The organism is Rossellomorea pakistanensis (genome assembly GCF_016908495.1).
Taxonomy (GTDB): Bacteria; Bacillota; Bacilli; order Bacillales; family Bacillaceae_B; genus Rossellomorea; species Rossellomorea pakistanensis.
Genome location: NZ_JAFBDZ010000001.1, coordinates 1,441,100 through 1,467,574 on the forward strand (window position 1 = coordinate 1,441,100; position 26,475 = coordinate 1,467,574).

At 37.1% G+C, this 26,475-nt stretch carries 19 protein-coding genes; 3 read left to right on the plus strand and 16 right to left on the minus strand.

The features are described from left to right. Window positions 1-16: 16 nt before the first annotated feature. The 8 genes from polA to JOC86_RS07100 form a co-directional block, all read right to left on the minus strand. Window positions 17-2,650, minus strand: a complete 2,634-nt coding sequence (gene polA, locus JOC86_RS07065; RefSeq protein WP_205169477.1) for a DNA polymerase I — start codon at window positions 2,648-2,650, stop codon at window positions 17-19. 641 nt (window positions 2,651-3,291) lie between these two features. Further along, complete coding sequence (pnpS, locus tag JOC86_RS07070; RefSeq protein ID WP_205169479.1) at window positions 3,292-5,067, minus strand: two-component system histidine kinase PnpS; 1,776 nt, start codon at window positions 5,065-5,067, stop codon at window positions 3,292-3,294. Further along, window positions 5,064-5,783, minus strand: coding sequence for a response regulator transcription factor (locus tag JOC86_RS07075; RefSeq protein ID WP_205169481.1), 720 nt, complete (start codon window positions 5,781-5,783; stop codon window positions 5,064-5,066). Before JOC86_RS07075 ends, pnpS begins: the two co-directional genes overlap by 4 nt. A gap of 233 nt (window positions 5,784-6,016) precedes the next feature. Continuing rightward, complete coding sequence (locus JOC86_RS07080) at window positions 6,017-6,493, minus strand: MaoC/PaaZ C-terminal domain-containing protein (protein WP_205169483.1); 477 nt, start codon at window positions 6,491-6,493, stop codon at window positions 6,017-6,019. 459 nt (window positions 6,494-6,952) lie between these two features. Next, window positions 6,953-7,891 carry a malate dehydrogenase gene (gene mdh, locus JOC86_RS07085; protein ID WP_205169484.1) on the minus strand — a complete coding sequence of 313 codons (939 nt, stop codon included), beginning with the start codon at window positions 7,889-7,891 and terminating at the stop codon, window positions 6,953-6,955. A gap of 185 nt (window positions 7,892-8,076) precedes the next feature. Continuing rightward, a complete protein-coding gene (gene icd / locus JOC86_RS07090; protein WP_205169486.1) occupies window positions 8,077-9,351 on the minus strand; it encodes an NADP-dependent isocitrate dehydrogenase in 1,275 nt (424 codons plus the stop codon). A gap of 128 nt (window positions 9,352-9,479) precedes the next feature. Continuing rightward, window positions 9,480-10,598, minus strand: coding sequence for a citrate synthase (gene citZ, locus JOC86_RS07095; RefSeq protein WP_205169488.1), 1,119 nt, complete (start codon window positions 10,596-10,598; stop codon window positions 9,480-9,482). A gap of 555 nt (window positions 10,599-11,153) precedes the next feature. Beyond that, window positions 11,154-11,615 carry a DUF441 domain-containing protein gene (locus JOC86_RS07100; protein ID WP_205169490.1) on the minus strand — a complete coding sequence of 154 codons (462 nt, stop codon included), beginning with the start codon at window positions 11,613-11,615 and terminating at the stop codon, window positions 11,154-11,156. A gap of 140 nt (window positions 11,616-11,755) precedes the next feature. Between JOC86_RS07100 and ytvI the strand changes: the two genes are divergently transcribed. Then, the gene (gene ytvI, locus JOC86_RS07105) at window positions 11,756-12,877 is read left to right on the plus strand and encodes a sporulation integral membrane protein YtvI (RefSeq protein WP_205169492.1); all 1,122 of its coding nucleotides are present in this window, start codon (window positions 11,756-11,758) and stop codon (window positions 12,875-12,877) included. Between the two features lie 47 nt (window positions 12,878-12,924). On the opposite strand, the gene JOC86_RS07110 is transcribed toward ytvI, so the two are convergent. From JOC86_RS07110 to dnaE, 8 genes are all read right to left on the minus strand, one after another. Next, window positions 12,925-13,311: an FxsA family protein gene (locus JOC86_RS07110; protein WP_205169494.1), complete on the minus strand. Its 387-nt coding sequence runs from the start codon at window positions 13,309-13,311 to the stop codon at window positions 12,925-12,927. 397 nt (window positions 13,312-13,708) lie between these two features. Next, window positions 13,709-15,469 (minus strand): pyruvate kinase, encoded by a 1,761-nt coding sequence (pyk, locus tag JOC86_RS07115; protein ID WP_205169496.1) that lies wholly within the window; start codon window positions 15,467-15,469, stop codon window positions 13,709-13,711. 28 nt (window positions 15,470-15,497) lie between these two features. Next, window positions 15,498-16,457 carry a 6-phosphofructokinase gene (gene pfkA / locus JOC86_RS07120; protein WP_205169498.1) on the minus strand — a complete coding sequence of 320 codons (960 nt, stop codon included), beginning with the start codon at window positions 16,455-16,457 and terminating at the stop codon, window positions 15,498-15,500. 604 nt (window positions 16,458-17,061) lie between these two features. After that, a complete protein-coding gene (gene accA / locus JOC86_RS07125; RefSeq protein WP_205169500.1) occupies window positions 17,062-18,042 on the minus strand; it encodes an acetyl-CoA carboxylase carboxyl transferase subunit alpha in 981 nt (326 codons plus the stop codon). Next, entirely contained in the window at window positions 18,036-18,911 is an 876-nt protein-coding gene (accD, locus tag JOC86_RS07130; protein ID WP_205169501.1) for an acetyl-CoA carboxylase, carboxyltransferase subunit beta, read from the minus strand. Before accD ends, accA begins: the two co-directional genes overlap by 7 nt. Window positions 18,912-19,004: 93 nt before the next feature. Then, on the minus strand, window positions 19,005-19,640 hold the full coding sequence (locus JOC86_RS24955) for a FadR/GntR family transcriptional regulator (RefSeq protein ID WP_338021721.1): 636 nt from the start codon (window positions 19,638-19,640) through the stop codon (window positions 19,005-19,007). Next, window positions 19,640-20,875 carry an NADP-dependent malic enzyme gene (gene ystJ / locus JOC86_RS07140; RefSeq protein ID WP_205169503.1) on the minus strand — a complete coding sequence of 412 codons (1,236 nt, stop codon included), beginning with the start codon at window positions 20,873-20,875 and terminating at the stop codon, window positions 19,640-19,642. Before ystJ ends, JOC86_RS24955 begins: the two co-directional genes overlap by 1 nt. Before the next feature lie 972 nt (window positions 20,876-21,847). Beyond that, window positions 21,848-25,198, minus strand: a complete 3,351-nt coding sequence (gene dnaE / locus JOC86_RS07145) for a DNA polymerase III subunit alpha (protein WP_205169505.1) — start codon at window positions 25,196-25,198, stop codon at window positions 21,848-21,850. Between the two features lie 160 nt (window positions 25,199-25,358). On the opposite strand from dnaE, the gene ytrH reads away from it, so the two are divergent. Beyond that, window positions 25,359-25,694, plus strand: coding sequence for a sporulation membrane protein YtrH (gene ytrH, locus JOC86_RS07150; protein WP_205169507.1), 336 nt, complete (start codon window positions 25,359-25,361; stop codon window positions 25,692-25,694). Beyond that, complete coding sequence (gene ytrI / locus JOC86_RS07155) at window positions 25,691-26,200, plus strand: sporulation membrane protein YtrI (protein WP_205169509.1); 510 nt, start codon at window positions 25,691-25,693, stop codon at window positions 26,198-26,200. The genes ytrH and ytrI overlap by 4 nt, the downstream gene beginning before the upstream one ends. Window positions 26,201-26,475 lie beyond the last annotated feature (275 nt).

A 26,475-nucleotide genomic window follows, 5' to 3' on the forward strand; every position in this document is an offset into this window, starting at 1 on the left:
TTCAAACCTCCCATCTTTACTTTGCATCGTACCATGTAGGACCATAGGAGAAATCAACTTTTAAAGGAACATCTAATGATAATGCATTCTCCATCACTTTCGGAACCAATTTCTTCAAAGTTTCAATTTCATCTTTAGGAGCTTCAAAGATCAACTCATCATGGACCTGTAATAGCAGCTTTGCTTGAATACCTTCTTTTACAAGTTCTTCGGCCATATCAATCATCGCTTTTTTAATGATATCAGCTGCACTTCCCTGTATTGGTGTATTCATTGCCGTTCTTTCAGCAAAGCTTCTAATATTAAAATTTCGACTCGTTATTTCAGGAATATACCTTCTTCTTTGAAGGAGTGTGGTAACATATCCCTTTTGTTTAGCTTCTTGAACAATTTCCTCCATATATTCCTTTACACCTGGATAACTATCAAAATAACGATTAATAAATTCACCCGCTTCTTTTCTAGTGATTCCTAAATTTTGCGAAAGACCATAATCACTAATCCCGTAAACAATTCCAAAGTTAACCGCTTTGGCTTGCCTTCTCATATTAGAGGTAACGTCTTTTTCTTCTACATGAAAGACATCCATAGCCGTTTTTGTATGAATATCAAGATTTTCTTTAAATGCGTGTAATAGCTTCTCATCTTTTGCAATATGAGCGAGTACGCGTAGTTCAATTTGAGAGTAATCGGCTGCAAAAATAACCCAATCTTCTTTGGAAGGGACAAAAGCCTGCCTAATTTTTCTTCCTTCCTCTAATCGAATTGGAATATTTTGTAGGTTAGGATCGATCGAACTTAATCTACCTGTTTGTGTTAAAGCTTGGTTAAACCGTGTATGAACCTTGTTTGAATCCTTATGAATTACCTTTAGTAATCCTTCAATATACGTAGATTGCAGTTTACCAAGTTGGCGGTAATGAAGGATATATTCAATAATCTCATGCTTCGACTGAAGTTTTTCTAGAACATCTGCAGACGTGGAATACCCCGTTTTGGTTTTTTTCACAACAGGCAACTCTAATTTTTCAAAAAGAATGACTCCAAGCTGCTTGGGAGAGTTAATATTAAAGTTCTCCCCTGCAAGCTTATAGATCTTCTTCTCTATTTCCTCAAGCCTTGAAGCAATTTCTTCTTTCATTCCTTTCAATCTCTTAATATCGACTTTGACACCTGTAAATTCCATTTCAGCCAATATTAGTGCTAAGGGGAGCTCTAACTCTGAGAAAAGTTCATGTTGATTATTTTCTTTCAAGTCCTCGATACAGCTTTTCTCAAGCTCGCTTATGGTTAGAGCTTTTCTGGAAAGGTACTCTGCAACCATAGCAGTCTCTGGTATTTTTCGTTTTGCACCTTTCCCATAGAAAGCTTCATCTGATTGTATAACGGAAGCTCCGTGTCGTTTAGCAATGGAAGCAAAGTCGTCGGCTGATTCAGATGGATTTAATATATAGGACGCAATTAGTAAATCAAATTCAATACCTTTCAGGTCTAATCCAAGCCTTCTCAACGTGACAATGCAACGTTTTGCATCATACACTGATTTTCGTTGATTTTCATCTTTAGCCCATTCAGCAAATATTGGTGAATTTTGAGCAACCTCTGGTGAAAAGAAGAATGTTCCCTTCTCATTATGTAAACCAAATCCAATGATCTCGCCAACATGGTAATTCTCCTCAAATACTTCCACATATAAGGTATTCTCTGTAGCAAGATGTTCCTCTGTAATTTCATTAATAATGTCAAATTTGATCTCTTGAAGGTTCTTTTCTACTTCACTTTCAGGATTCTCTCCCATTTTCTCTAATAAGGAGTTGAAACCTAGCTCTCGGAAAATTTCTCTTAGCTTATCATCTTGCGGTCCATTAAAAGTAAGTTCATCTAAAGATATTTCGACAGGAGCTTCTCGTAAAATCGTAGCAAGCTCTTTACTCATGAAAGCTTGGTCTTTATTCTCCTCTAGCTTTTCTTTTAATTTCTTTCCACTTACTTCGTCAAGGGACTCCATTAATTTCTCTATCGTTTCAAATTGTTTTAATAACTTAATAGCAGTCTTTTCACCAACACCTGGTACTCCTGGAATATTATCAGAGCTGTCCCCCATTAGCCCTTTCATATCAATAATTTGCTCAGGTGTAATCTCCCATTTTTCCATAACATGCTCAGGCGTATATTCCTCAATGTCCGTAATACCTTTTCTTGTAATATTCACTGTTGTTGTTTTGCTGCTTAGCTGTGTTAAATCCTTATCACCAGAAACAACCGTCACTTCATACCCATCTTTCTCAGCTTGAAGAGAGAGGGTTCCAATAATATCATCTGCTTCATAGTTTTCAAGCTCATATCGTGGAATACTATAGGCATCTAATAGCTCTCGGATATAAGGAAATTGTTCGGAGAGCTCTGGTGGTGTTTTCTGTCTGCCACCCTTGTACTCACCATAGGTTTTATGACGAAAAGTTGTTTTACCAGCATCAAAGGCAACTAAAATATGTGTAGGCTTCTCATCTTGAAGCATTTTCTGCAGCATTGTTGTAAAACCATAAACTGCGTTTGTATGTATCCCCTTTTCATTGTTCAATAGGGGTAATGCAAAAAAAGCACGGTAAGCAATACTATTTCCATCAATCAACATTAATTTTTTTGACATCTTGTATCCTCCTTTAATGAGGGTTTATTAATTCTATTTTATCATGGACTGTAGAGAAAAGAAAAAACAGGGATTACCTAAAAAGCAGATACTCCCTGTCCCTCCCTTCATTCTATCATTCCAATAAGCAATTACTGTTTATCCTTGAAAAGCTTGCTAGTATAAGTTGGTTATCATAAAAAGTGCTGTTCCATTTAACCATTACATTGCTACCATCCAAAATGATAGGATACATGACTAGATAGGTTATAAGCTGTACCGATCAAAATATCAGCAATACCTTTTTTGGCTTTTTTCGTAATGATTGTTGTTATTTAACCCGCAGCCTGAATACACTTCGGTTTCCGCTGGTGACTCATGAGCCTCCTCGCGAAGCTGCGAGGTTTCACTTTGGCCACTGTTCCCGCAGGAGTCTACGTGTAGTCAGGCTGCTCAATGCTTCTAAAATATTTCAGATTTATCTCAGGTAACAACAAACCTTTTAAAAACAGCCTTTTTTAAAATAGAAAAGGCGAGAACGGGGTCAGTTCTCGCCTTTCCATTTGGCTCCTTGGATGAAGGGGTTTTCACTATGTATAATAACACCTATTTATTAAGGAGAATTGAAATTAATGTAAAGGATGTGTAAACTTATATATCCTTTATTGTTCTATTTTGGTATTTTTTAAAAGTGTAACAGTGAAGGTTGTCCCTTTATCGACTTTACTTGTAACCTCAATGGTCCCCTTATGAGCCTCAATCAAATGCTTTACGATGGCTAATCCAAGGCCAGTCCCCCCTGAGTTTCGGCTTCTAGCCTTATCAACTCGATAAAAACGCTCAAAAATTCGAGGAATTTCTTCAGGTTCAATACCAATTCCGTTATCGGCTACCGTGATGACGATTTTTTCGTTACCCTGAGTCATCTTAACCTCTACTGTTCCCCCATTCGGAGTATAGGATATTGCGTTCGTAATGAGATTAATAAACACTTGTTTAATGCGATAACTGTCGACTTCGGCAACAGATGAAGAGATTGGTTTAAAAATAATAGAAATCTCTTTTTCTTGGGCTTTCCCTTCTAATATTGCCACTACTTCTGAAATTATTTGAGAAAGATCAACTGGTTGAAAAGACATTTCAAATCCTTGTTTTTCAATTTTAGATAGTTCTAATAAATCTTGTATCAAAGATTGTAGTCGATCACTTTCTTTTAAAATAATCGTTAAAAATGATTCCAAAGCCTTTTGATCATGCATCGCTCCATCAAGAAGTGTTTCACTGAAACCCTTTATCGAGGTTATAGGGGTTTTTAATTCATGCGAAACATTAGCAACAAAATCTTTTCTCATTTGCTCAAGTTTCTTTAGCTCAGTAATATCATGAAATACGATTAGAATCCCATTCCATCTATCATTTGTCCCTATAATGGGTGCACCATATACTTCAAAATGTCTACGTTCAATCTTTAATGGAAGTAAAAGTTGCTTCCTGATTTTCTGTTCAGTCATAAAGATTTCTTCTACTAATTTATTGACTTCTGAATTCAGGATTACTTCGTGATATCTTTTGTTAAGGAACTCAGCTGGATTGATTTCAAAAAATTCCTTGTAGGCGCGATTAATGAGAACGACATATCCTCTATGATCTATTAACAATAAGGCACTTCCCATATTTTCAATGAGCGTCGATAATCGGTCCTGCTGCATTTCTTGAGCAGAAATCATTTCCTGTAAATTCCTTGCGAGAATATTAATCGAAGTACTTAGATTACTCGTTTCATCTAAGTGATCCTCGTAGGTTCGTGCCCGATAATTTCCCTTTGCTAACTCAATGGCCACTTTTGTAGCTGAGTCAATAGGTTTAGTGTATTGACTTGTAATCCGAATTCCAAGCAGGATAATGACGATTAGCGAAATGCCTAAGGACACGGAAAGAACAATCCAAATTTGACGATACTCTTGCTGAAGTGCGTCTATTTTCGTACTAACGATTAATAGCCCATCTATCTTTTCTCCATTTGAATAAAGCGGCTGCCAATAAAATCTTATTTCTTGACCCTCTGCTGTTAATTGAGACTGTCTTTTCGATTGATCCCAATCTGAAGCAATTTTCTTTATTTTTTCTTCTTGTTTTCTGTTATTTGCACTTTTGAGGGCCCCGCTATCCTTTATGATACTCCCGTTATGATCAGTCACTGTTAGGCGAACTTCAAGAAGACGGCTATTTTCCTTAATGAAAGATTCACTAATGTTATGAATTCCACCAACTTCCTCCATTTGATTAGCAAGCACCTTTGCTTCCTTTACAATTCGAGTATTAAAGGTATTCAAATAATAGCTTTTAAATATTTGCCCTAATAATAAACCTAACCCAATTAATACAACGATGATTAAGGTAATCAGAGCAAACAAAAGTTTACTACGAAATCTGGTCATGAGAGCTTAGGCTCCTCCAACTTATAACCCAGTCCACGAATCGTTTTGATATATGTAGGCTTCTTTGTATTTGATTCAATTTTTTCTCGTAAATGGCTAATATGAACATCTACGATTCTTGTATCGCCTGCAAAATCATAATTCCAAACAGCACTTAGTAATTGATCTCTAGTTAATACTCTTCCTTTATTTTCTGTTAAGAAAAGAAGAAGTTCAAATTCTTTTGGTGTTAATTCTAGTTGTTTTCCTTGAAAATATGCCTCATAATGTTCAGGATAAACTTTTAATTCACCCACCTGAAGGTAATCTTTCTGTTCTCTTATTAATTGATTAGTCGATTCAATTACCGCCTGGCTTCTTCTTAAAATGGCTTTAACTCGAGCCACTACCTCTCTCGGACTAAATGGTTTAGTCATGTAGTCATCTGCACCAAGTTCTAAACCGAGAACTTTATCAAATTCGTCGTCCTTGGCAGTTAACATTAAGATTGGAGTCATTAATTTCTGTTGACGTAATTGTTTACAAACCTCAATCCCATCCATTTTTGGTAACATAAGATCTAAAATAATGAGATCAGGTGATTGTTCCATTGCCTTATCTCTTCCTTCTTCACCATCATTCGCTGTTAGGACCGTGTATCCAGATTGCTCCAAATTGTACTGGATTAATGTCACGATTGATTGCTCATCATCAACTACTAGAATTTTTTTACTCATAGACGTTAGTGCCTCCATGTTCCAAATAAATTAAAAACCCCTGCATCCAGCCAATATTTAATTGTTATCCTTATTATAATACAAACTCATGGTAGATTCCTATACCGCTTAAGGAATCGTAGCTAATCATATAAGAATAGAATAGCAATAAATAACGAATGATGACAAAAAGAAGACTGATACAACTTGCATGTATCAGTCTTCTTTGATATAAATCATCATAATCTTTTCGATTAAAAGTTTTCTAAGGTATGACCGTTCATTTTTTCTAATTTATGTGGTGGGCAAACCTCAATCGTCCCTTTAATTACGGTCTCATCTTCTTCATTAGTAGCTTGAACCTCAATCGTCACCACATGTGACTTAGGATGGACATCACTCACTTCAAATAAAAATTGAATAGTGGCGTAATGATAAACAGGTTTTGGAAATTCAATTGTTTGTTTAAGAACTTGCGATCCAGGGCCAGGTAAATATTTTGAAATGGCCGATGTAATGATTCCTGTTAGCATAGCAGAAGGAACAATAGGCTTTTTAAATGGAGTTTGTGAAGCATAATCATGTTGAATATATAGTGGGTTAGAATCATTTGTTAACCCTAAATATAGAAGCAAATCCTTGTCTTCTATTTTTTCAGTCAATGTTAATTTTTCACCAACAGTCATTTCTTCAATTTTTCTACCTAGCTTTCTTTTTTTTCCAAGTAGCATGTTGTCAGCACCTCCAAGTGTAACCGTTTACAATTTGAATAAAAAGAAAAATCTTTATTATCTGTATATTTTTATCATACCACTTTTATTCTCTCCATACAAACGATAATATACTAGAGTTAAGTAAAATTTTTTTTATTGGCAGATTCTGCCCTCCTGGCATAACGCAATCATAACTATAAAAACTACTTTTCATTTTCGTATATAAATAAACCTGCACCGTTTTCTTTAGACTGCTTTCATAAACTTTGTTGCTATTTTTCAATTGATTGCAGCGAAAGGGTACTCGCTCCAATCAACTTCTTTATTGATGGTTTGCTTTCACAAAATCTATTTATGAAACAACTATCTATTAGAAAAGAGCCCCCTTTCTTAAAAAAATTACAACGCTTTTTTCTTAATAATAAAGCTAAATAGAGGATGCCCCTAAATTAGGGGCATCCTCCACCAAAGTTTCTATTAAGCAAGCACTTCCATAACATTACGCACAGAATCTGCAGATTTTTGAAGCGCTCCTTGCTCTTCTTCAGTCAATTCTAGTTCGATGATCTTTTCAATACCATTTCCACCTAAGATAGTAGGAACACCTAAGTAGATTCCTTTAAAACCGTACTCTCCTTCTAAATAAGCGATAGAGGGAATCACACGACGTTGATCTTTCAGAATAGCTTCAACCATTTGAACAAGTGAAGCAGCAGGTGCATAATAAGCACTGCCGTTTCCTAGTAAACCAACAATTTCTCCTCCGCCTTTACGAGTACGTTCAACAATCGCCTCTAAGCGATCTTGAGGAATTAATTTTTCTAATGGAATACCGCCAGCATAAGAATAGCGAACAAGTGGCACCATGTCATCCCCGTGTCCACCTAAAACAAATCCTGAAATATCCTTTACTGATAGGTTTAATTCTTGTGCAACAAATGTACAGAAACGAGCTGTATCAAGAACTCCAGATTGACCGATTACTCGGTTTTTCGGGAAACCTGACTCTTTGAAGACTGTATATGTCATGGCATCTACAGGATTTGTTAACACAATGATATAGGATTCTGGAGAATATTTCACAATTTCTTGGGTAACAGACTTCATGATCTTTTGATTTGTTTGAACAAGATCATCACGGCTCATACCTGGCTTACGCGCTATACCCGCTGTAATGACAACAATATCGGAATCTTTTGTATCTTCATAGTTAGAAGTACCGATGATATTTGCATCAAAACCTTGTACTGGGCTTGCTTCAAGCATATCAAGGGCTTTACCTTTTGTTGGATCTTCCATTTGAGGGATGTCTACTAATACCACATCTCCTAATTCTTTTTGAGCCAACATTAATGCAGTCGTAGCACCAGTGAAACCTCCACCAATAACAGATACTTTATTACGTTTAATTGCCATTTGATTTTCCCCCTTATCATATGTGGAGAGGGCTGTCCCTACAGGGATTTGAAACCACCATTTACGTTCATAACGAGAAGTTGAGTAAAAGTGTTACTTCTAGATATTAAAATGGTGGTTACTGACATCACTGTATTGGGATAGCTCCCTATGAAATACAGTTAAAATCTTCAGCTATTTAAACCTTACACTTCCATATTGTCGATTAAAGCCGTTCCAAATTCAGAACATTTCACTTCTGTTGCACCGTCCATTAAACGAGCAAAGTCATAGGTAACCACTTTAGAAGCAATCGTTTTTTCCATTGACTTTGTAATAAGCTGCGCTGCTTCTGTCCACCCTAAATGTTCAAGTAATAGAACTCCAGATAGGATAACGGAAGATGGATTTACTTTATCTAAACCTGCATATTTAGGAGCAGTACCATGAGTCGCTTCAAAAATCGCATGTCCAGTTTCATAGTTGATATTCGCACCTGGTGCAATACCAATTCCACCAACTTGTGCCGCTAATGCATCAGAAATATAGTCCCCATTTAAGTTCATTGTTGCAACTACGTCAAACTCAGCTGGACGAGTTAAAATTTGTTGTAAGAATATATCTGCAATCGAATCTTTCACAATGATTTTCCCAGCTGCTTCTGCATCGGATTGAGCTTGATTTGCTGCGTCTAGACCTTCTTCTTCTTTAATGCGGTCGTATTGAGCCCAAGTAAATACTTTGTCGCCGAATTCTTTTTCAGCTAGCTCATAACCCCAATTTTTGAATGCGCCTTCTGTAAATTTCATGATGTTACCTTTATGTACTAAAGTAACAGACTTGCGCCCTTCAGTGATGGCATAGTTAATTGCTGCACGTACAAGGCGGCTTGTTCCTTCTTCAGATACAGGCTTAATTCCAATACCTGAAGTTTCTGGGAAACGGATTTTATTAACACCCATTTCTTCTTGTAAGAAGCGAACCACTTTTTTCACATCTTCAGAACCTTTAGCATACTCAATTCCAGCATAAATATCTTCTGTGTTCTCACGGAAAATAACCATATCAGTATCTTCTGGACGCTTTACCGGAGATGGAACTCCTTCAAAGTAACGAACAGGGCGTAAGCATGTAAATAGATCTAACTCTTGACGAAGTGCTACGTTTAATGAACGAATACCGCCCCCAACAGGTGTTGTAAGAGGCCCCTTAATCGCAATGAAATACTCACGAATGACATCTAGTGTTTCACTTGGCAACCATTCACCTGTTTTGTTAAATGCCTTTTCACCAGCTAGTACTTCTTTCCAAACAAGCTTTCTTTCACCTTTATAGGCTTTCTCTACTGCCGCATCTAATACGCGTGATGCCGCTGACCAAATATCCGGACCAGTTCCGTCTCCTTCGATAAATGGAACGATTGGGTTGTTCGGTACATTAAGTTGACCGTTTTGAACTGAAATTTTTTCGCCTTGTGACATTTTGTATGACCTCCATTTTCATTATGAAGAGGTTGACCCAGGGATAAAGAATCCATTTCTGAATCAACCCCCTTACTCCATTATTAATTACATCAATAATAAGAGGATTTGTAAATATTAATTATCGTTTATCCACGTTTTTCAATTGGAACATAGGATTGTTTTCCTGGTCCAGTATAATCAGCACGAGGACGGATTAAACGGTTATTTGAATATTGCTCTAAGATGTGAGCTAACCATCCGGATACACGACTGAGTGCAAAGACTGGTGTAAACAGGTCATGGTCAATCTCTAAGCTATGGTAAACCGATGCTGAGTAAAAGTCTACATTTGGTGGTAGATTTTTTTCTGAGGTTACGAGCTCTTCAATTTTTGTGGACATTTCGTAATACTTAGATTCTCCTCTAAGTTCAGTAAGTCTTCTAGACATTTCTTTAAGATGCTTAGCACGCGGGTCGCCTTGACGGTAAACTCTGTGACCAAAGCCCATAATCTTTTCTTTATTATCTAATTTCTTTCTGATAGCAGACTCTACATTTTCAACAGAACCAATTTCAGTTAGTGTTTTCATAACCTGTTCGTTTGCTCCACCATGTAAAGGTCCTTTTAAAGCACCTATTGCAGCAGTAACTCCAGAATATACATCCGAAAGCGTCGCTACACAAACACGTGCAGTGAATGTAGAAGCATTCAGTTCATGATCGGCATGTAGAACAAGTGCTTTGTTAAACGCTTCGATTTCCACAGGTTCTGGATCTTTACCAGAAAGCATATATAAGAAATTAGCAGCGAAACCTAGATCTGTTCTAGGTGCAACTGGCTCTTGACCATTTCTAATGCGAGCAAACGCCGTTATAATTGAAGGCATTTTAGCTTGAAGCTTAATGGCTTTACGGTAGTTTGCTTCTTCATCCATAACGTCCGCCTCTTCATCATATAAACCTAATAACGAAACAGCAGAACGTAACGCAGCCATAGGATGCACATCTTTAATTGGATACATTTTGAAATGCTCAATTACTTCTTTTGGCAATGCAGCATTTTCTGCTAACTGCTTTTTCAACTCATCTAATTCAGATTGAGTAGGCAAACGAAGATGCCATAGTAAAAAGATCACTTCTTCAAAGCTAGCATTTTCTGCTAGATCATCGATATTATACCCAACATATGTAAGGGTATCATCAATAATAGAGCTTATAGATGATGTTGTTGCTACAACTCCTTCTAATCCGCGAGTCGTTGACATAGAAACCTCTCCTTTAATTTAAATATCCATTACCCACTTATAAATATGAGCAATTTATGCCTCAAAAAATTATCTATTAAATAGATAAAGGCTTTTCTAGTAATAAAACGTTCTGAGCGGTTGCTCAACTGTTATACATAAATGAATCTCTGCCTCATATAAATACAAACTTCCATGCAGAGCTTGGGATGCGCTTACATTCCTATTATAAACAATTATCAGACTTTTGTGAATGAAAACGCATTATTTTATAGCAAAATTATTTTAGTAGAAAAATAAACATCTATAGCTTTCTACTTTTAGTAAGTATTCTTTCCTATAAAAATAACCATCCATATGTATCGTAACATATAATTAAATATATTTCAGAAATATGCAACATATTGTTTAATGACCAGTCTAAGTTCCTTACACAAAATATGCTAGAGAGTTGACAGCATGAAGAATAGAATCTTAAATCTAGATGAAAAACCAATGCGGTTCCAACCATCTACTAATTTAAAAGGTCCTCCTAATGATGAAATAAGTGTTCACTAGAAGAAACCTTACTAAATTTTATTGAAAGATTTCAAAAGCCTTCATTGCCATAAAAGCAATTCCTGCTCCAATTAGAGGACCAACTGCAACACCCTTAAATAAAGCAACCGCGAGGACAGTTCCAAGCACTAGTGCAGCTGTAATATGAGGATCATTGGCCAATAACGTTAAACCATTTTTGGCAATAAGGGCAACCGCCATACCTGCTCCTAACGCAATCCATGCATAGGGAGACTTCAAAGCTTCCATAAGCTCTTTAAATCCGATTTCGCCAGTTGCAATAGGAACTAATACGGCAATTGTAATGACCGTAACACCCCAGTTAATCCCCTTCGCTTGTATTGTTCCAAAAAATTTATCATCAAGCCCGACTAGTTTAACAATGACTAAAAAACAGGCGGCTATGATTAATGATTGATTTTTCGCAAGAAATCCAATTCCTAATAATAATAGTAAAAAAACCATAGGTTGTGACAACATATCATTCCATCCTTCCATACACCTTTATTATCCTAACATATTAACATTTGGATACTAGAAAAATAATGTCATTTGGAACTTTTTTTATGTTCAAACGTCTTATAAAATATAAAATAAGTAGTAATAGAGGGGGGAGCTTTTTGAATCTCGAATATTTATACAGAACGATTAGATTTTTGATTGTTATTGGAGTCATTGTACTTTCCGCTATAACATTGTTTTACATATCTAAAGTAACCTATCCATTTATTATAGCCATTGCCATTGCATTTCTGATCAATCCAATCGTTAATTTTCTTGAAAAGAAAGCGAGACTTCCTAGAGCATGGGCTGCGTTTATTTCAATCATCATAGTAGTTGGAATATTTGTCGGATTAATTACCCTTCTAATTGCAGAAATCGTTTCAGGAGCAAATTATTTAGCAGATGAAATTCCCGGACATGTCGACACATTTGTAAAGTTTGTTGAGGACTTCGTTGCCTCACAAGTGGTCCCGCTGTATCATCAAATAGCAGGGATGTTCAATAACCTTGAAGATGGTCAACAAAATACTATTATCGAGAACATTCAAAATGCTGGCCAAAGCTTTGCCTCTTCAGCAGGTGACTTTTTACAGCAATTCTTTAGAAAATTACCTAACTTAATTTCTTGGATTCCAAACGCAGCAACAGTACTTGTGTTTGCATCACTTGCTACCTTTTTTATTAGTAAAGATTGGTATAAATTATCAAACAGGTTTTCTAAATATCTACCTGGAAAAGCAGTTTCTAGTGGACGAAAGGTATTTATTGATTTGAAAAGGGCTTTATTTGGATTTATTAGAGCCCAATTCACTCTTATTTCAATCACAGCGGTTATTGTTCTTATAGGGTTACTAGTCCTAAAAGTAGATTATGCCATTACCATTGCGCTTGTTAGCGGCCTTGTCGATATATTACCTTATCTAGGAACGGGTGCTGTATTCGTTCCATGGATAATTTACGAAGCCATTGCAGGTGATCTTGGTCTTGCTATCGGATTAAGTGTCCTTTATCTCATAGTTGTAGTCCAAAGACAGATAATGGAACCAAAGGTCCTATCATCTAGTATTGGTCTGGATCCACTTGCTACACTTGTAGCATTATTTGTTGGGTTTAAACTTGTCGGATTCCTCGGGCTAATTATTGGCCCTGTTACCCTTGTCATATTACAAACATTAAATCGTGCAGGGGTTTTCAAGGACATTTGGGAGTTTATAAAAGGAAGAACAGCAGAAAAATAATATATAAATTAAATGAAAGACGAGCTCTAATGCGAGCTCGTCTCCTGTTATCTATAAATAATCACATTTCGATTATCAATCCATCGTTTAACTACCTTCATAATCCATGGCTTAAAGATTCTTCTTGTCTGTGGTACAAGGAGTAAAAATCCAGTTGTATCCGTAATAAATCCTGGTGTTAAAAGTAGAAGCCCTCCAACTAATATACATAAACCATCAATAATCGCTTCCCCAGGTATCTGACCAAATTTCATCTCTTCTTGAGCCCTTCTTAAAGTCTCAATTCCTTGTTGTTTCGCCAGATAGGCTCCAATAATTCCAGTTGCAATAATGATTAAAATCGTCGGAATAACTCCCAGTGTTTGTCCAGAAAAGATCAATATCCCTATCTCCATCGCTGGAATGATAATTAGTAAAGCAACCAAATATCTCATATAATGTATTCCTCCAGTATCTACGGAATCCTCTTTATTATAGCATATGTTTGCATCCTGACGTTATGAAGTGTGCTTTTCCATATATCCAAGCACACACTCAAATTAAAGCAAGAGATTTCAAAACGTAAAAATACAACTATCCAAAAAACTATGAAATACTCACTCTTCAAAGCATCTCCTAGATTACGCCTTTCACCACTCTCACGTTAGGAGACTCCCAAAAAAAGTCCTATATAAACGAAAATGACATACATCTTCATCTAAAAGCCAACCCTTTTATAGGGAGGGACTGACACCACGATCTTAAAGAAAGAGCATTCTCTCAAATCAAATCAAGAAAGCTCTAAAAAAAACCCGACACAAAATAGATGTCGGATTCCTTGTAAACCATCTTCTATAATACACTTGCATGACCGTTATAAATCACACCTCTTGCTGAGTCTACCGTTACTTCTTGTCCATCCTTTAGAAGGGATGTCGCATTCTCTACACCTACAATGACTGGGATTCCAAGACTGATTCCTACAACTGCTGCATGACTAGTTAGTCCACCTTCTTCTGTAATTAAAGCAGAACATTTTTCAATTGCAGGTACCATTTCTTTGTCACTTCCAATTGTCACGAGGATTGAACCAGCTGTGACTTTTTCAAGAGCTTCAGCAGCATTACTTGCTAAGGCTACTTTTCCGTATGCGGTTTTACGCCCAATTCCTTGGCCTTTTGCTAAGATATCTCCAACGACATGGATTTTCATTAAGTTCGTCGTTCCCGTTTCTCCAATTGGTACACCTGCAGTAATGACGACTAAATCTCCATGTTTGATGACTCCTGAATTCATGCCCTCTTCCACAGCCATATCAAGCATTTCATCTGTTGTTGTCACTCTTCTGCCAACTTGAGGAACGACCCCCCACACAAGAGCTAATCTTCTTGATACAGAATCATCACCGGTAACGGCAACGATTGGAGCTTTTGGACGATATTTAGCAATCATTCTCGCCGTATGACCACTTTCTGTTGGAGCAACAATCGCATTTACATCTAAGTTAATAGCTGTATGTGCAACAGATTGACCAATGGCATCTGTCATATTGTGTTCACAATCTTTGCTTCTATTAGAGAGAATTTCATTATAGTTTAAAGCTGTTTCTGCACGGGAAGCAATATTATTCATTGTTTGAACAGCTTCTACAGGATAAAGTCCAGCAGCTGTTTCACCCGAGAGCATGATCGCATCCGTTCCATCAAAAATCGCATTGGCCACATCACTTGCCTCTGCACGTGTTGGCCGAGGATTCCGTTGCATTGAGTCTAGCATTTGAGTGGCTGTGATGACTGGTTTTCCAAGTGCATTACATTTCTTTATTAAAGCCTTCTGTACTAATGGTACTTCCTCAGCTGGAATTTCTACACCCAAGTCCCCTCTCGCTACCATTAAGCCGTTAGAAACTTCAAGGATTTCAATGATATTATCGACACCTTCTTGGTTTTCGATTTTAGGAATAATTTGAATATGAGAGGCGTTTCGCTCTTCTAAAAGCTGATGAATTTCTAGTACATCTGCAGCTCTACGCACGAAAGAAGCAGCAATAAAATCAATACCTTGCTCGATACCAAATAAAATGTCACTTGCATCTTTTTCAGTAATGCCCGGTAGGTTTACAGAAACACCAGGTACGTTTACACCTTTTTTATTTTTCAATTCACCTGTATTCATTACTCTGGTTACTAGCTCACCTTGTTCATGATGTATCTCCGTAACCTCTAGTCCAATTAGTCCATCATCGAGTAAGATTTTAGAACCAACTTGAACATCATCAATTAATCCAGAATATGTAACAGAGAATTTATCTTTCGTCCCTAGAACCTCATTCATCGACACAATAACATTTGACCCTTGAGTTAATTGAATCACTCCATTCTCCATATTATTTGTACGAATTTCAGGACCCTTTGTATCTAAAAGAATCCCAACTGTTTTTCCTGTTTTTTTGGCTGCTTCACGAATGTTCTTTATACGTTGTCCATGTTCTTCATGGTCACCATGTGAAAAGTTTAGACGAGCAACATTCATTCCTGATTCGATTAATTGTGTTAGCTTTTCAATGCTTTCACTTGCAGGTCCGATCGTACAAACTATTTTTGTTTTTCTCATAAAATTTTACCTCCCGAAATTTCACACTCTATATAGATAGTTCTTTAGAAAGATTATACATTTTCAGATCAATTTCATGCGATTTGCCAAGAGCTTCGATAATGTCGTAATCTACCAATTTGTTATTCACAATTCCCACAGCTCTTCCACCAGTTTCACTAATGAGTAATTCAACAGCTCTTGCACCAAGTCGACTTGCTAAAACACGATCAGATGCAGTTGGAGTCCCACCACGTTGAATATGGCCTAACACAGATACTCTTGTATCCAAGTTCGCTTTCTCCTCAAGCTGTTTCGCAAATTCATTTCCTGACATAACACCTTCTGCGACAATAATAATACTGTGCTTCTTCCCACGTTCTTGTCCACGTTTTAATCGCATTGAAATATCATCCATATCATAATTGTCCTCTGGAATTAGGATCGTTTCAGCTCCACCGGCAAGTCCAGACCACAGTGCAAGATCTCCTGCATTTCTTCCCATTACTTCTATTATAAACGTTCTTTCATGTGATGTCGCTGTATCGCGAATTTTATCGATCGCATCAATGACTGTATTTAGAGCCGTGTCAAAACCAACAGTAAAATCTGTACCTGGAATATCATTATCAATTGTACCTGGTACTCCTACACAGGGGAAACCATGTTCTGTAAGCGCTTTTGCCCCACGATAGGACCCATCCCCACCGATAACAACAAGCCCTTCAATTCCGTGCTTCTCTAGTTGCTTAATCCCTTTTAATTGTCCTTCTTTTGTCTTGAACTCTTCACAACGAGCAGTATAGAGCATTGTCCCGCCACGGTGAATTATATCCCCTACAGACCCTAGCTCAAGCTTCTTTATATTGCCGGAAATAAGACCGTTATATCCTTGATAGATTCCGTAAACTTCTAGATTATTGTAGATTGCTTTTCGAACGACTGCACGCACGGCAGCATTCATTCCAGGAGAATCTCCCCCACTTGTTAAAACACCAATTTTTTTCATTTTAACCACCTCAAAAAAATAGTTTATATGTAAAATGTCATTAGAAATTTTGTTAATAATTTCACATGATGAATAGAATAGAGAAGAAATAATCGAGGAATTCTAGCCGTCCTTATTCTTATTCTTTCACAAAAAATAGATTAAATACACTATGGATTAATTCTAAAATAACACGAAGAAACATTGTTCTCAATACATTGTACCATCTATTTTTAATAGACGAAATTATTCGTGAAATGAAAGCGTTTAAATTGTATGAATTTTGAAAATGAAGCGTTTTCTTTCTAGTTTTTCACAAAAATTTATGTAATTAAAAAAGGCACTTATCTAAAAGTTTGTTGCTTTTAACAACATCGAAAACGCAGAGTGGATTGAAGCAGAAGGCACTTAATTCCTACGGGATCCAGAGGAAAAGTCGAGACCCGCAGACGGAACGTCGAGGAGGCTCGATTTCTTCCCTGCTGAAAGCAAGTGCCTGTAGCGGAAAAAAACGGTCAACGGTCAAATGTATATTCCCCCAAAACAACAATCTCTACGTAAAGAGCCTTTTAGAATACAGCCTTTAATTAAAAAATGAAAAAAACGTGCCCCAAAAGGTACACGTTTAAGAATTTACCCCAATATACTCATTTAAAACGGTATACTTGCCCATTTTTTTATATTTTTCGTAACGAAGAGATAAAAGATTTTCTGGTGATTGAGGTATTAGAGATTGGAGTGAATCTTTTAATACTTGTTCAATATACCCAGCTTGAGTTTCAACATCTTTGTGTGCTCCGCCTTTAACTTCTGTAATAATTTCATCAATAATCCCCAGCTCTTTTAAATCAGGTGCTGTAATTTTCATTGATTCGGCTGCTTTTTTAGCTTGAGTTGAATCCTTCCACAATAAAGCCGCTGCTCCTTCAGGAGAAATCACGGAATATGTAGAGTTCTCGAGCATATGAATATGATCACCAATTCCAAGTGCTAATGCGCCACCACTTCCACCTTCACCAATTACAATACAAATAATCGGCACAGTAAAGCCTGCCATTTCAAATAGATTTCTTGCAATCGCTTCACTTTGTCCACGTTCTTCTGCTGCTTTTCCTGGATAAGCCCCTTTTGTATCGATAAAACAAATAATCGGTCTACCGAATTTTTCAGCTTGCTTCATTAATCTAAGTGCTTTACGATAACCTTCTGGATGTGGCATACCAAAATTACGTCGAATGTTTTCTTTTGTGTCCTTGCCGCGCTGATGACCAATAATCGTTACGGGAACACCATGAAATTTTGCAATACCTGAAACAATCGCCTCATCATCCCCATACAAGCGGTCACCATGCATTTCTAAGAAGTCTGTAAAAAGGTAAGAGATATAATCCAAGGTAGTTGGACGATTCGGGTGTCTTGCAACCTGTACTCTCTCCCATGGTTTCATATTCTCATAAATGTCCTGCTCTAATTTCTCTAAACGAGCTTCCAATTTATCAATTTCAGAACTTAAATCTACATCTGATTTCTTCGTGAATTCTTTTAGTTCAGCAATTTTCTTTTTTAATTCAAATACTGGCTTTTCAAACTCCATTTCGTTTACCATGTTATCTCACCACCCCATTGATGGATATCTAGAATGGTTGAAATCTGATCTTTCAATTCTAGTCTAGAAATCACCGCATCAAGTTGTCCATGTTTCAGTAAAAATTCAGCTGTTTGAAAATCTTCAGGTAAGTCTTCGCGAATCGTTTGTTCGATAATTCTTCTTCCCGCAAATCCGATTAAGGCACCAGGCTCTGCAAAATTATAATCACCTAAGGATGCAAAGCTCGCTGACACACCACCGGTTGTTGGATGAGTCATGATACTGAAGAATAAACCGCCTTCATCACTGAATCTTTTTAACGCTACACTTGTTTTTGCCATTTGCATAAGAGATAATACCCCTTCTTGCATTCGTGCACCACCAGAAGCAGTAAATATGATAAAAGGGCATTTCTTATCCTTGGCTATTTCAATCGCTCTTGTTATTTTTTCTCCAACGACAGAACCCATACTTCCCATTCTAAAACTGGAGTCCATAATCGCAACAACAACTGCTATTGAATTAATAGTACCGCTTCCTGTCACCACTGCCTCGTTTATGCCTGTTTTCTTTCGATCTTTTTCTATCTTTTCGAGGTAATCAGGGAAGTTCAAAGGATTTTCTGTTGTTAATTCATGATCTAATTCCTGAAAGCTCCCCTCATCCAAGAAACTATTAATACGTTCAAAAGCCCTCATTGGATGATGGTAGTCACAATGTATGCAGACTTTAAGATTTTTTTGAAGTTCTTTAGTATACATAATTTTTTTACAGTTGGGACATTTGGTCATAATCCCTTCAGGTACATCTTGTTTTGCAGCCTCGGAAGGGATTGTAGCATATTTTTTCTTTTTACTTTTATTTTTCACAAAAAGATCCTTAAGCAAGGTGAATCCTCCTTGTCTTCTAACCCTATAAATATAATTGTATTGCTAACACTTTATCGGAAATCAAATAAAAAGAATGTTAGAAACTGTCGGTTATTCTTCGACATTTTTCAACTGTTGATAGTATTGAAAGACTAGATCATCATTTTGATGTAATAAATTTTCAATAATCCCTAAACAAAGTGGATGGTTTCTTTCAGTAATGAGTACATCTCCTTTTACCATCGCAACATAATCCTTTAATATGACCCATATTTTATAGGTGAGATGATTGTTACATTTTAAAATGAGTTGTTGAAATAGATCATCAACTCTGTTGTATTTGTGCTGATTTAATTTAGATAAAAGTCCATGCACATCTATCTTCTTGCTTAGTATGCATCTTAAACTGTCTTTTTCAATCCAATCTTTTGTGAGAAGAACGTCCTGTTTAGCTTGTTTGTCTTCCAGTATAAAGGCACCTAGTAATTCAACAAGGTGATGCTCACGGAAATCTCGCAAAAAGGTACCTTCTCCTCGTCTTGTTTCAATTAGTCCTAATAGTTCAAGTGCTCTTAATGCTTCTCTTACAGAGGACCGCCCCACATTCAGGCGTTCCGAGAGTTCCCTTTCTGAAGGGATTTTATCTCCCGATTGTAAGCCGTCCTTAGAAATCATTTCACGAATTCTGTGCACAATGGCAACATAAACCTTTGAAGCAGGTTTGGAAGAATTCACTTCACTCTTCACTATTCTTTACCGATAACGGCAAGTTCTGCAGTTTTCGCTCTTATCTCTTCTGGGTCCACTTTCAATCTTGCTACTCCTGTTTCCATAGCTGCTTTCGCTACCGCCGCAGCAACAGCTGGAGCTACACGAGGGTCAAAAGGAGCAGGAATAACATAATCTGAATGAAGTTCATTAGGATTTATGAGTGAAGCAATTGCTTCTACAGCAGCCTGCTTCATTTTTTCATTAATATGTGTTGCCCTAACATCCAATGCCCCTCTAAAAATACCAGGAAAAGCCAAGACATTATTCACCTGGTTAGGAAAATCAGATCGACCTGTTCCAACTACTTTAGCACCTGCAATTTTAGCAATTTCAGGCATAATTTCTGGAACAGGATTAGCCATTGCAAAAATAATAGAATCCTCATTCATTGACCTTACCATTTCTTCTGTCAAAGCTCCAGCAACGGAAACACCAATAAATACATCTGCTCCTTGGATAACGTCTTCTAATCCACCGCTTTTTTGGTCTCTATTAGTAAATTTCGCTACTTCATGCTTTATATCATTCATTCCATTTGGACGACCTTCATAAATCGCCCCTCTAGAATCACACATAATAATATCTCTTACTCCATAATGGTAGAGCAACTTAATAATCGCAATTCCAGCAGCACCTGCTCCATTTGCAACCACCTTAATTTCAGACATTTTCTTTCCTACTAGTTTTAGAGCATTCACAAGTCCTGCCACGGTTACAATCGCTGTTCCATGTTGATCATCATGGAAAATAGGTATATTCGTTTCCTTCTTTAATCGCTCTTCGATTGCAAAACAATTTGGAGCGGCTATATCTTCAAGGTTTACGCCTCCAAATGTTGGTTCTAGTAACTTTACTGTTTCGACGATTTTGTCGATATCTGTTGTGTCTAAACAGATAGGAAAGGCGTCTACACCTGCAAAGCTTTTAAATAAAACGGCCTTCCCTTCCATTACAGGAAGTGCAGCTTCTGGTCCAATATTACCAAGCCCTAAAACAGCTGTACCATCTGAAACAACAGCCACCATATTTCCCTTCATAGTGTATTCATAGACCGTTTCAGGTTTATCATAAATATCTTTACAAGGTTCTGCTACCCCAGGGGAGTAAGCTAAACTTAAATCATTGGCATTTCTAACTTCTACCTTTGATTTTGATTCTAACTTTCCTCTATTTACTCTATGCATATGTAACGCTTCTTCACGTAGAGACAAATGGCTCACTCCTTCATTTTTTCAATTATAATCATAGAAAATATAATGACAATTTTGTATACATTGTTGCTAACTAGAAAAGCGTAAGCGCCTTGAACAGCTCCGATAAGCATAAGGCGAGTCACCTAGGAAGGGTGCTTTTTCCCTTCCTTGTTGGCTTGACTTATGTCTCGAGGAGCTAGGCGCTGGAGCTGGACACTAGAAAAGCGTAAGCGCCTTGAACAGCTCCGATAAGCATAAGGCGAGTCACCTAGGAAGGGCGCTTTTTCCCTTCCTTGGTGGCTTGACTTATGTCTCGAGGAGCTAGGCGCTGGAGCTGGACACGAGAAAAGCGTAAGCGCCTTGAACAACTCCGATAAGCATAAGGCGAGTCACCTAGGAAGGACGCTTTTCCCCTTCCTTGGTGGCTTGACTTATGTCTCGAGAAGCTAGGCGCTGGAGCTGGACACGAGAAAAGCCAAAGCGCCTAAAATAAACAACAATATTTCAAATGAAAATGTATATAAATAGTGGTCTGACCACATATTTCTCTTAAACAATATAACATAATTTATATGGAAGTAAAGGATATATTGCTTTTGACGATTCTACTATTAGCTATCATCTAAACTTTGTGACTACATAGAAAAAAACAACATTCTCGTAACCTTTAGTCATCAATGAAAAAGAGAAAGGGATCAAAATCGTTAAAAAGAGGTGGCCATTTCCTTATTTTAAAATCTCCCACACATAAAAAAGCTATGATTTTACACGATATTATTTTAGGCTGTTTTCTAAGAGTTTGTTGCTACCTGATACAAGTTGGAAATACATCTTTGAAGCACTGAGCAGCCTGAATACACGTAGACTCCTGCGGACAGTGACCAAAGTGAGACCCCGACAGCGCAGCGAAGAGGATCACGAATCACTCTAAAGTGCGCAAAGTGTATTAAGACTGCGGGTTAAATAACAACAGGCATGACGAAAAGAGCCTTATTTTAAAACGACATTTTCGGTTCCTAATTCCGCTTGTAATTCTTTTATACATGCTTTTGAAGGATTCACCCATGAATTACGAGGGAGTTGGACCGCTTTTTTGTCCAACTCATGATAGATTAGTACTGGTACATCTCCTGAATATTTTTGAATGATTTGTTGAATAATCTTTGATTGAGAAGAATGGGAAACTTTAACGTATAGTCGACGATTTTGTCTGTCTATCTTCTCGTTTATTTCTTCAATACTTATTACTTTTTGAACAATAAATTGTTCTTTTTCATTTCTTTCCTCTATAGAACCTTGTATTACTAATATATTACCTTCTTTTAAAAGACTTGAAAATTTGCTAAATACATTGGGGAATATCACCAGTTCGATTTCACCTGTCGTATCACCTGCTTGAGCAAATGCCATGACATCCCCTTTTTTTGTTCGAATAGTCCTCATAGTGGTTAAATAAACGCCTATAGAAATATGTTTCTTTCCTACTTTCAGATCGATGATATCAACCGTTCCTAAAGCTTTAAACTCATTGTGATGGCTCGAAACAGGATGGTCTGATAAATAAATCCCTAATGCTTGCTTTTCAAATTGTAGCTTCGTATCTAATTCCATATAGTCTACTTCAACATATTTAGGTTTAAGCATGAAGCTTTCTTCATCTTCAAATAAATCATATTCGCCATTATTAGGCCTTACAAGCTCTGCATGCTCTAGTGCTACATCTATACTTGCTAATAATACAGCACGATCTTCACCGAACTCGTCTAAAGCTCCCGAAAAGACCAAGGACTCCATCGTTTTGCGATTTACAGCTTTGGTAGAAACTCTTAGACAAAAATCAAATAAATCCTGAAATGGTTTTTCATTTCTTGCCTTCAAAATTTCTCTTAAAGCCGATGCTCCAATCCCTTTTATTGCCCCAATACTATACCGTAACCCACCTTTTTCAACTTTAAAAAAGAACTGACTTTTATTAATAGAAGGTGGAAGAATTTCAAGATTAAATTGTTTCGCTTCTCTTATATATTGAGCAACCTTATCCTCATTGCCGATGACTGATGTTAATAATGCAGCTAGGAAATGCTCAGGGAAATTCGCTTTTAAGTAGGCAAGCTGATAGGCAATCATACTGTATGCAACTGCATGGGAACGATTAAATCCATAGTTGGCAAATTTCACTATTAAGCTATAAACCTCAGCTGCTGTTTCAGGTGAATAGCCTTTAGATACTGCTCCTTCAACAAAATGATATCGCTCCTTATCGAGAATTTCCTTCTTCTTCTTTCCAACAGCTCTTCGAAGTAAATCCGCTTCACCTAGTGAGAATCCAGCCATTGTAGAGGCAATTTGTATAATCTGCTCCTGATAAACGATTACGCCATAGGTATAATCAAGGATCGGTTTTAAATCAGGGTGGGGATAACGAATTTCCTCCCGGCCATGCTTGCGATCAATAAATAATGGAATATTCTCCATTGGTCCTGGACGGAATAATGCATTGACTGCAACGATATCCTCAAAAGCGGAAGGGCATAGTTTTGTTAAGACATTCTTCATTCCATTAGACTCTAGCTGAAAAACCCCTTCTGTTTTCCCTTGACTTAGTAACTCGAATGTCTTTTCATCATCAAACGGGATATCCTTCAGGCTAAATCGCTTATTGGTCCCTTTTTGGATACTTGTCACAATCCGGTCTAAAAGAGTTAAGTTTCTTAGTCCGAGAAAATCCATCTTTAATAGTCCGATTTCTTCTAGGTCTTCCATGGGTGATTGTGTAAGATGTATTGTTCCCTGTCCTGACTGAATGGCGATATGATTCACGAGGGGTTTTTCACTAATAATAACCCCAGCTGCATGTGTAGATGTATGTCTTGGTAGCCCCTCGATTGTCCTAGCCGTTTGAAAGAGCTTACGATTATGATCGGATTCGGCAATAAATTGTCGTAAGCCCTCTGATTCCTTGTATGCTTCTTTTAAGCTAATTCCTACTCGTGAAGGAATTAGCTTGGAGAGAAGCTCTAATTCCTTTGAATTAAATCCAAAGGCTCTGGCAGTATCTCGTATGGCTGCTTTCGCGGCAAGCGTTCCAAACGTAATAATTTGGGCAACATGAAGACTTCCATATTTCGCTGACACATATTCGATGACATCATCTCGGCGGTTATCTGGAAAATCTATATCAATATCAGGCATGGTGACCCTTTCAGGATTTAAAAAACGTTCAAATAATAGTCCATGTTTAATAGGGTCTACATCTGTAATTTCAAGCACATAAGCAACAAGGGAACCGGCTGCAGAGCCCCTTCCAGGTCCAGTTAGAATCTTTTGGCGTCTTGCATATTTCATAAAATCCCATACAATTAAGAAGTAATCACTGAAGTTCATCCTGCTAATAATCCCAAGTTCATACTCTAGTCGCTCTTTGTATGAGTGATCCAGCATTTCTACTCTATTTTGAAGTCCCTTTTGGCAGATGCCGCGGAGCATCTCATCCGCTGTCTCGAAATCTGTTACTGGATATTTCGGAAGTAAATGTTGATGAAGAGGAATCGTGACATTACATTGATTTGAAATCATAATCGTGTTCTCTAATTCATCCACCCAATCACTAAATAACTCTATAATTTCATTCTTTGATTTAAAATAATATTCATCCGATTTCCTTATTTCCCGCTCTTCATCGGAAAGCTTAACCCCATCACGGATAGCAAGCAGACATTCAAGTGCAAATGCTTCATCTTTATGGATATATTGTGCATTATTTGTCACTACTGCTTGAATAGGAATTGACTTTTTAAGTTTTAAAATGGCCAGACGAAGTTTTTCATCTTCTTGAATTCCATGATTTTGAACCGATAGAAAGAAAGAATCCTCACCAAAAATTTGCTGAAAGGTTTTGATTACTGAAACAGCTTTTTCTTCATTATCTTGGAGTAACCAGTGTTCAATTTCCCCACCTACTCCTGGAGTGATAGCCATTAACCCTCTTGCATACCCTTTCAACCACTTCATTGAAATACCATTAGGTGATTTTGTACCAATCACACTTGAAATTTTTAATAGGTTTTGGTACCCCATTTCATTTTTAGCAAGTAACACTAATGGAAAGGATTGATCTTCTAGCTCTATACTTACAACATCCGTGGTCATCCCAATAATGGGTTTGATATTGTTTTTTAAACAAGCTTTATAGAAAGGGATAGCTCCGTACATAACATTACGATCCGTAATGGCCAATGAATGATATTGAAAACGTTTGGCTTGTTCAACAAGCTTTTCAATAGAAATGGTACTCGATAATAAGCTGAAGGCGCTTGACACTTGTAAGTGAACAAACGACATGATCACTCACATCCTTTTTACAACTCTTTCTTTTTATTATAGGAAAAGAATCGAGAAAAAGAAAATATGTTCTCCCCTATAAAGACGAAAAGATTTCTTCATATTAGGGTTTTTCCTACCATATAGTTAAGTAATAGCTTGTATAAGCGGAGTTGATACAATGGTAGAAGCATTTTTTCCTGAGTTTATAAAAAGTTACTTTATTGCATTCGGTGTCATAATGGGTGGTTCTCTCTTAGGAGGACTTGCTGCTTTTATCACAGGGCAGCCACCCCTGACAGAAATTACTAGACTCTCTAACATTTTAAGAATTTGGGCCATCATTGCTGCCATTGGAGGTACATTTGATACTTTATATAGTTTTGAAAAAGGGCTTTTAAATGGGGAAACCTTTCAATTATTTAAACATTTTCTGTTGATTTTATCGGCTATGGGCGGGGCACAAACGGGTGCAGAAATTATCACTTGGATTACTCAGGAGAATCAATCCTTATGAGAATCCCGCAATATTACCGTAGAAAAGGCTGGCAGAGGTTCTTCGCAGGAATGATAATCGGCGGATTTATTAGCTGGTTTATCTTTCTGTTCATGTTCGGAACATTACAAGAAAAACAAACATTATTAATTGAAAAGCAAAAGGAAGAGATTAAAGATTCAAAGAAGTATGTTTCTATTTTGCAGGAGGATTTAAAAAAACTCAATAAAGAAAATAAAGAAAGCCTTTTGGTTCAGGAAATAAAGGTGAAAATAACCAATGCCGAAAAATTTGGTTTGAAGTCGGATTCTCTTGATATCTTTCAAGCTCAAGAAAAGATTCAAGAGGATTTGTCTGACTTACTTGCGAAAGATCTCGAATCTGTCTATAAAAACAACGAAATTATTGAAAAAACGATCGAGAACAAAACACTCAAACTGAATGAGAAAAGATATCAAGTTGAGATTCAAAAGGTCGGCTATTTTACAACCATAGAATTCTATGTTGAATTGAAATTTGCTGATTAAAATCTAGTTACAATATTTTGTCATGTTGAATCTAATCAAAAATTCGATTCTACTGCATCTATCGTTATATAGAAAGGGATATTCTTTATATCGAACTATTGTGTGTGAAATGGTTTTGGGACAGATTTTATCATTCGGCTCATTTCGTCACGATTGTTGTTATTTAACCCGCAGCCGGAATACACTTCGCTTTCCATGGGTGGCCTGTGAGCATCCTCGCTACGCTGCGGAGTCTCACTTTAGCCACTGTTCCCGCAGGAGTCCACGTGTATTCA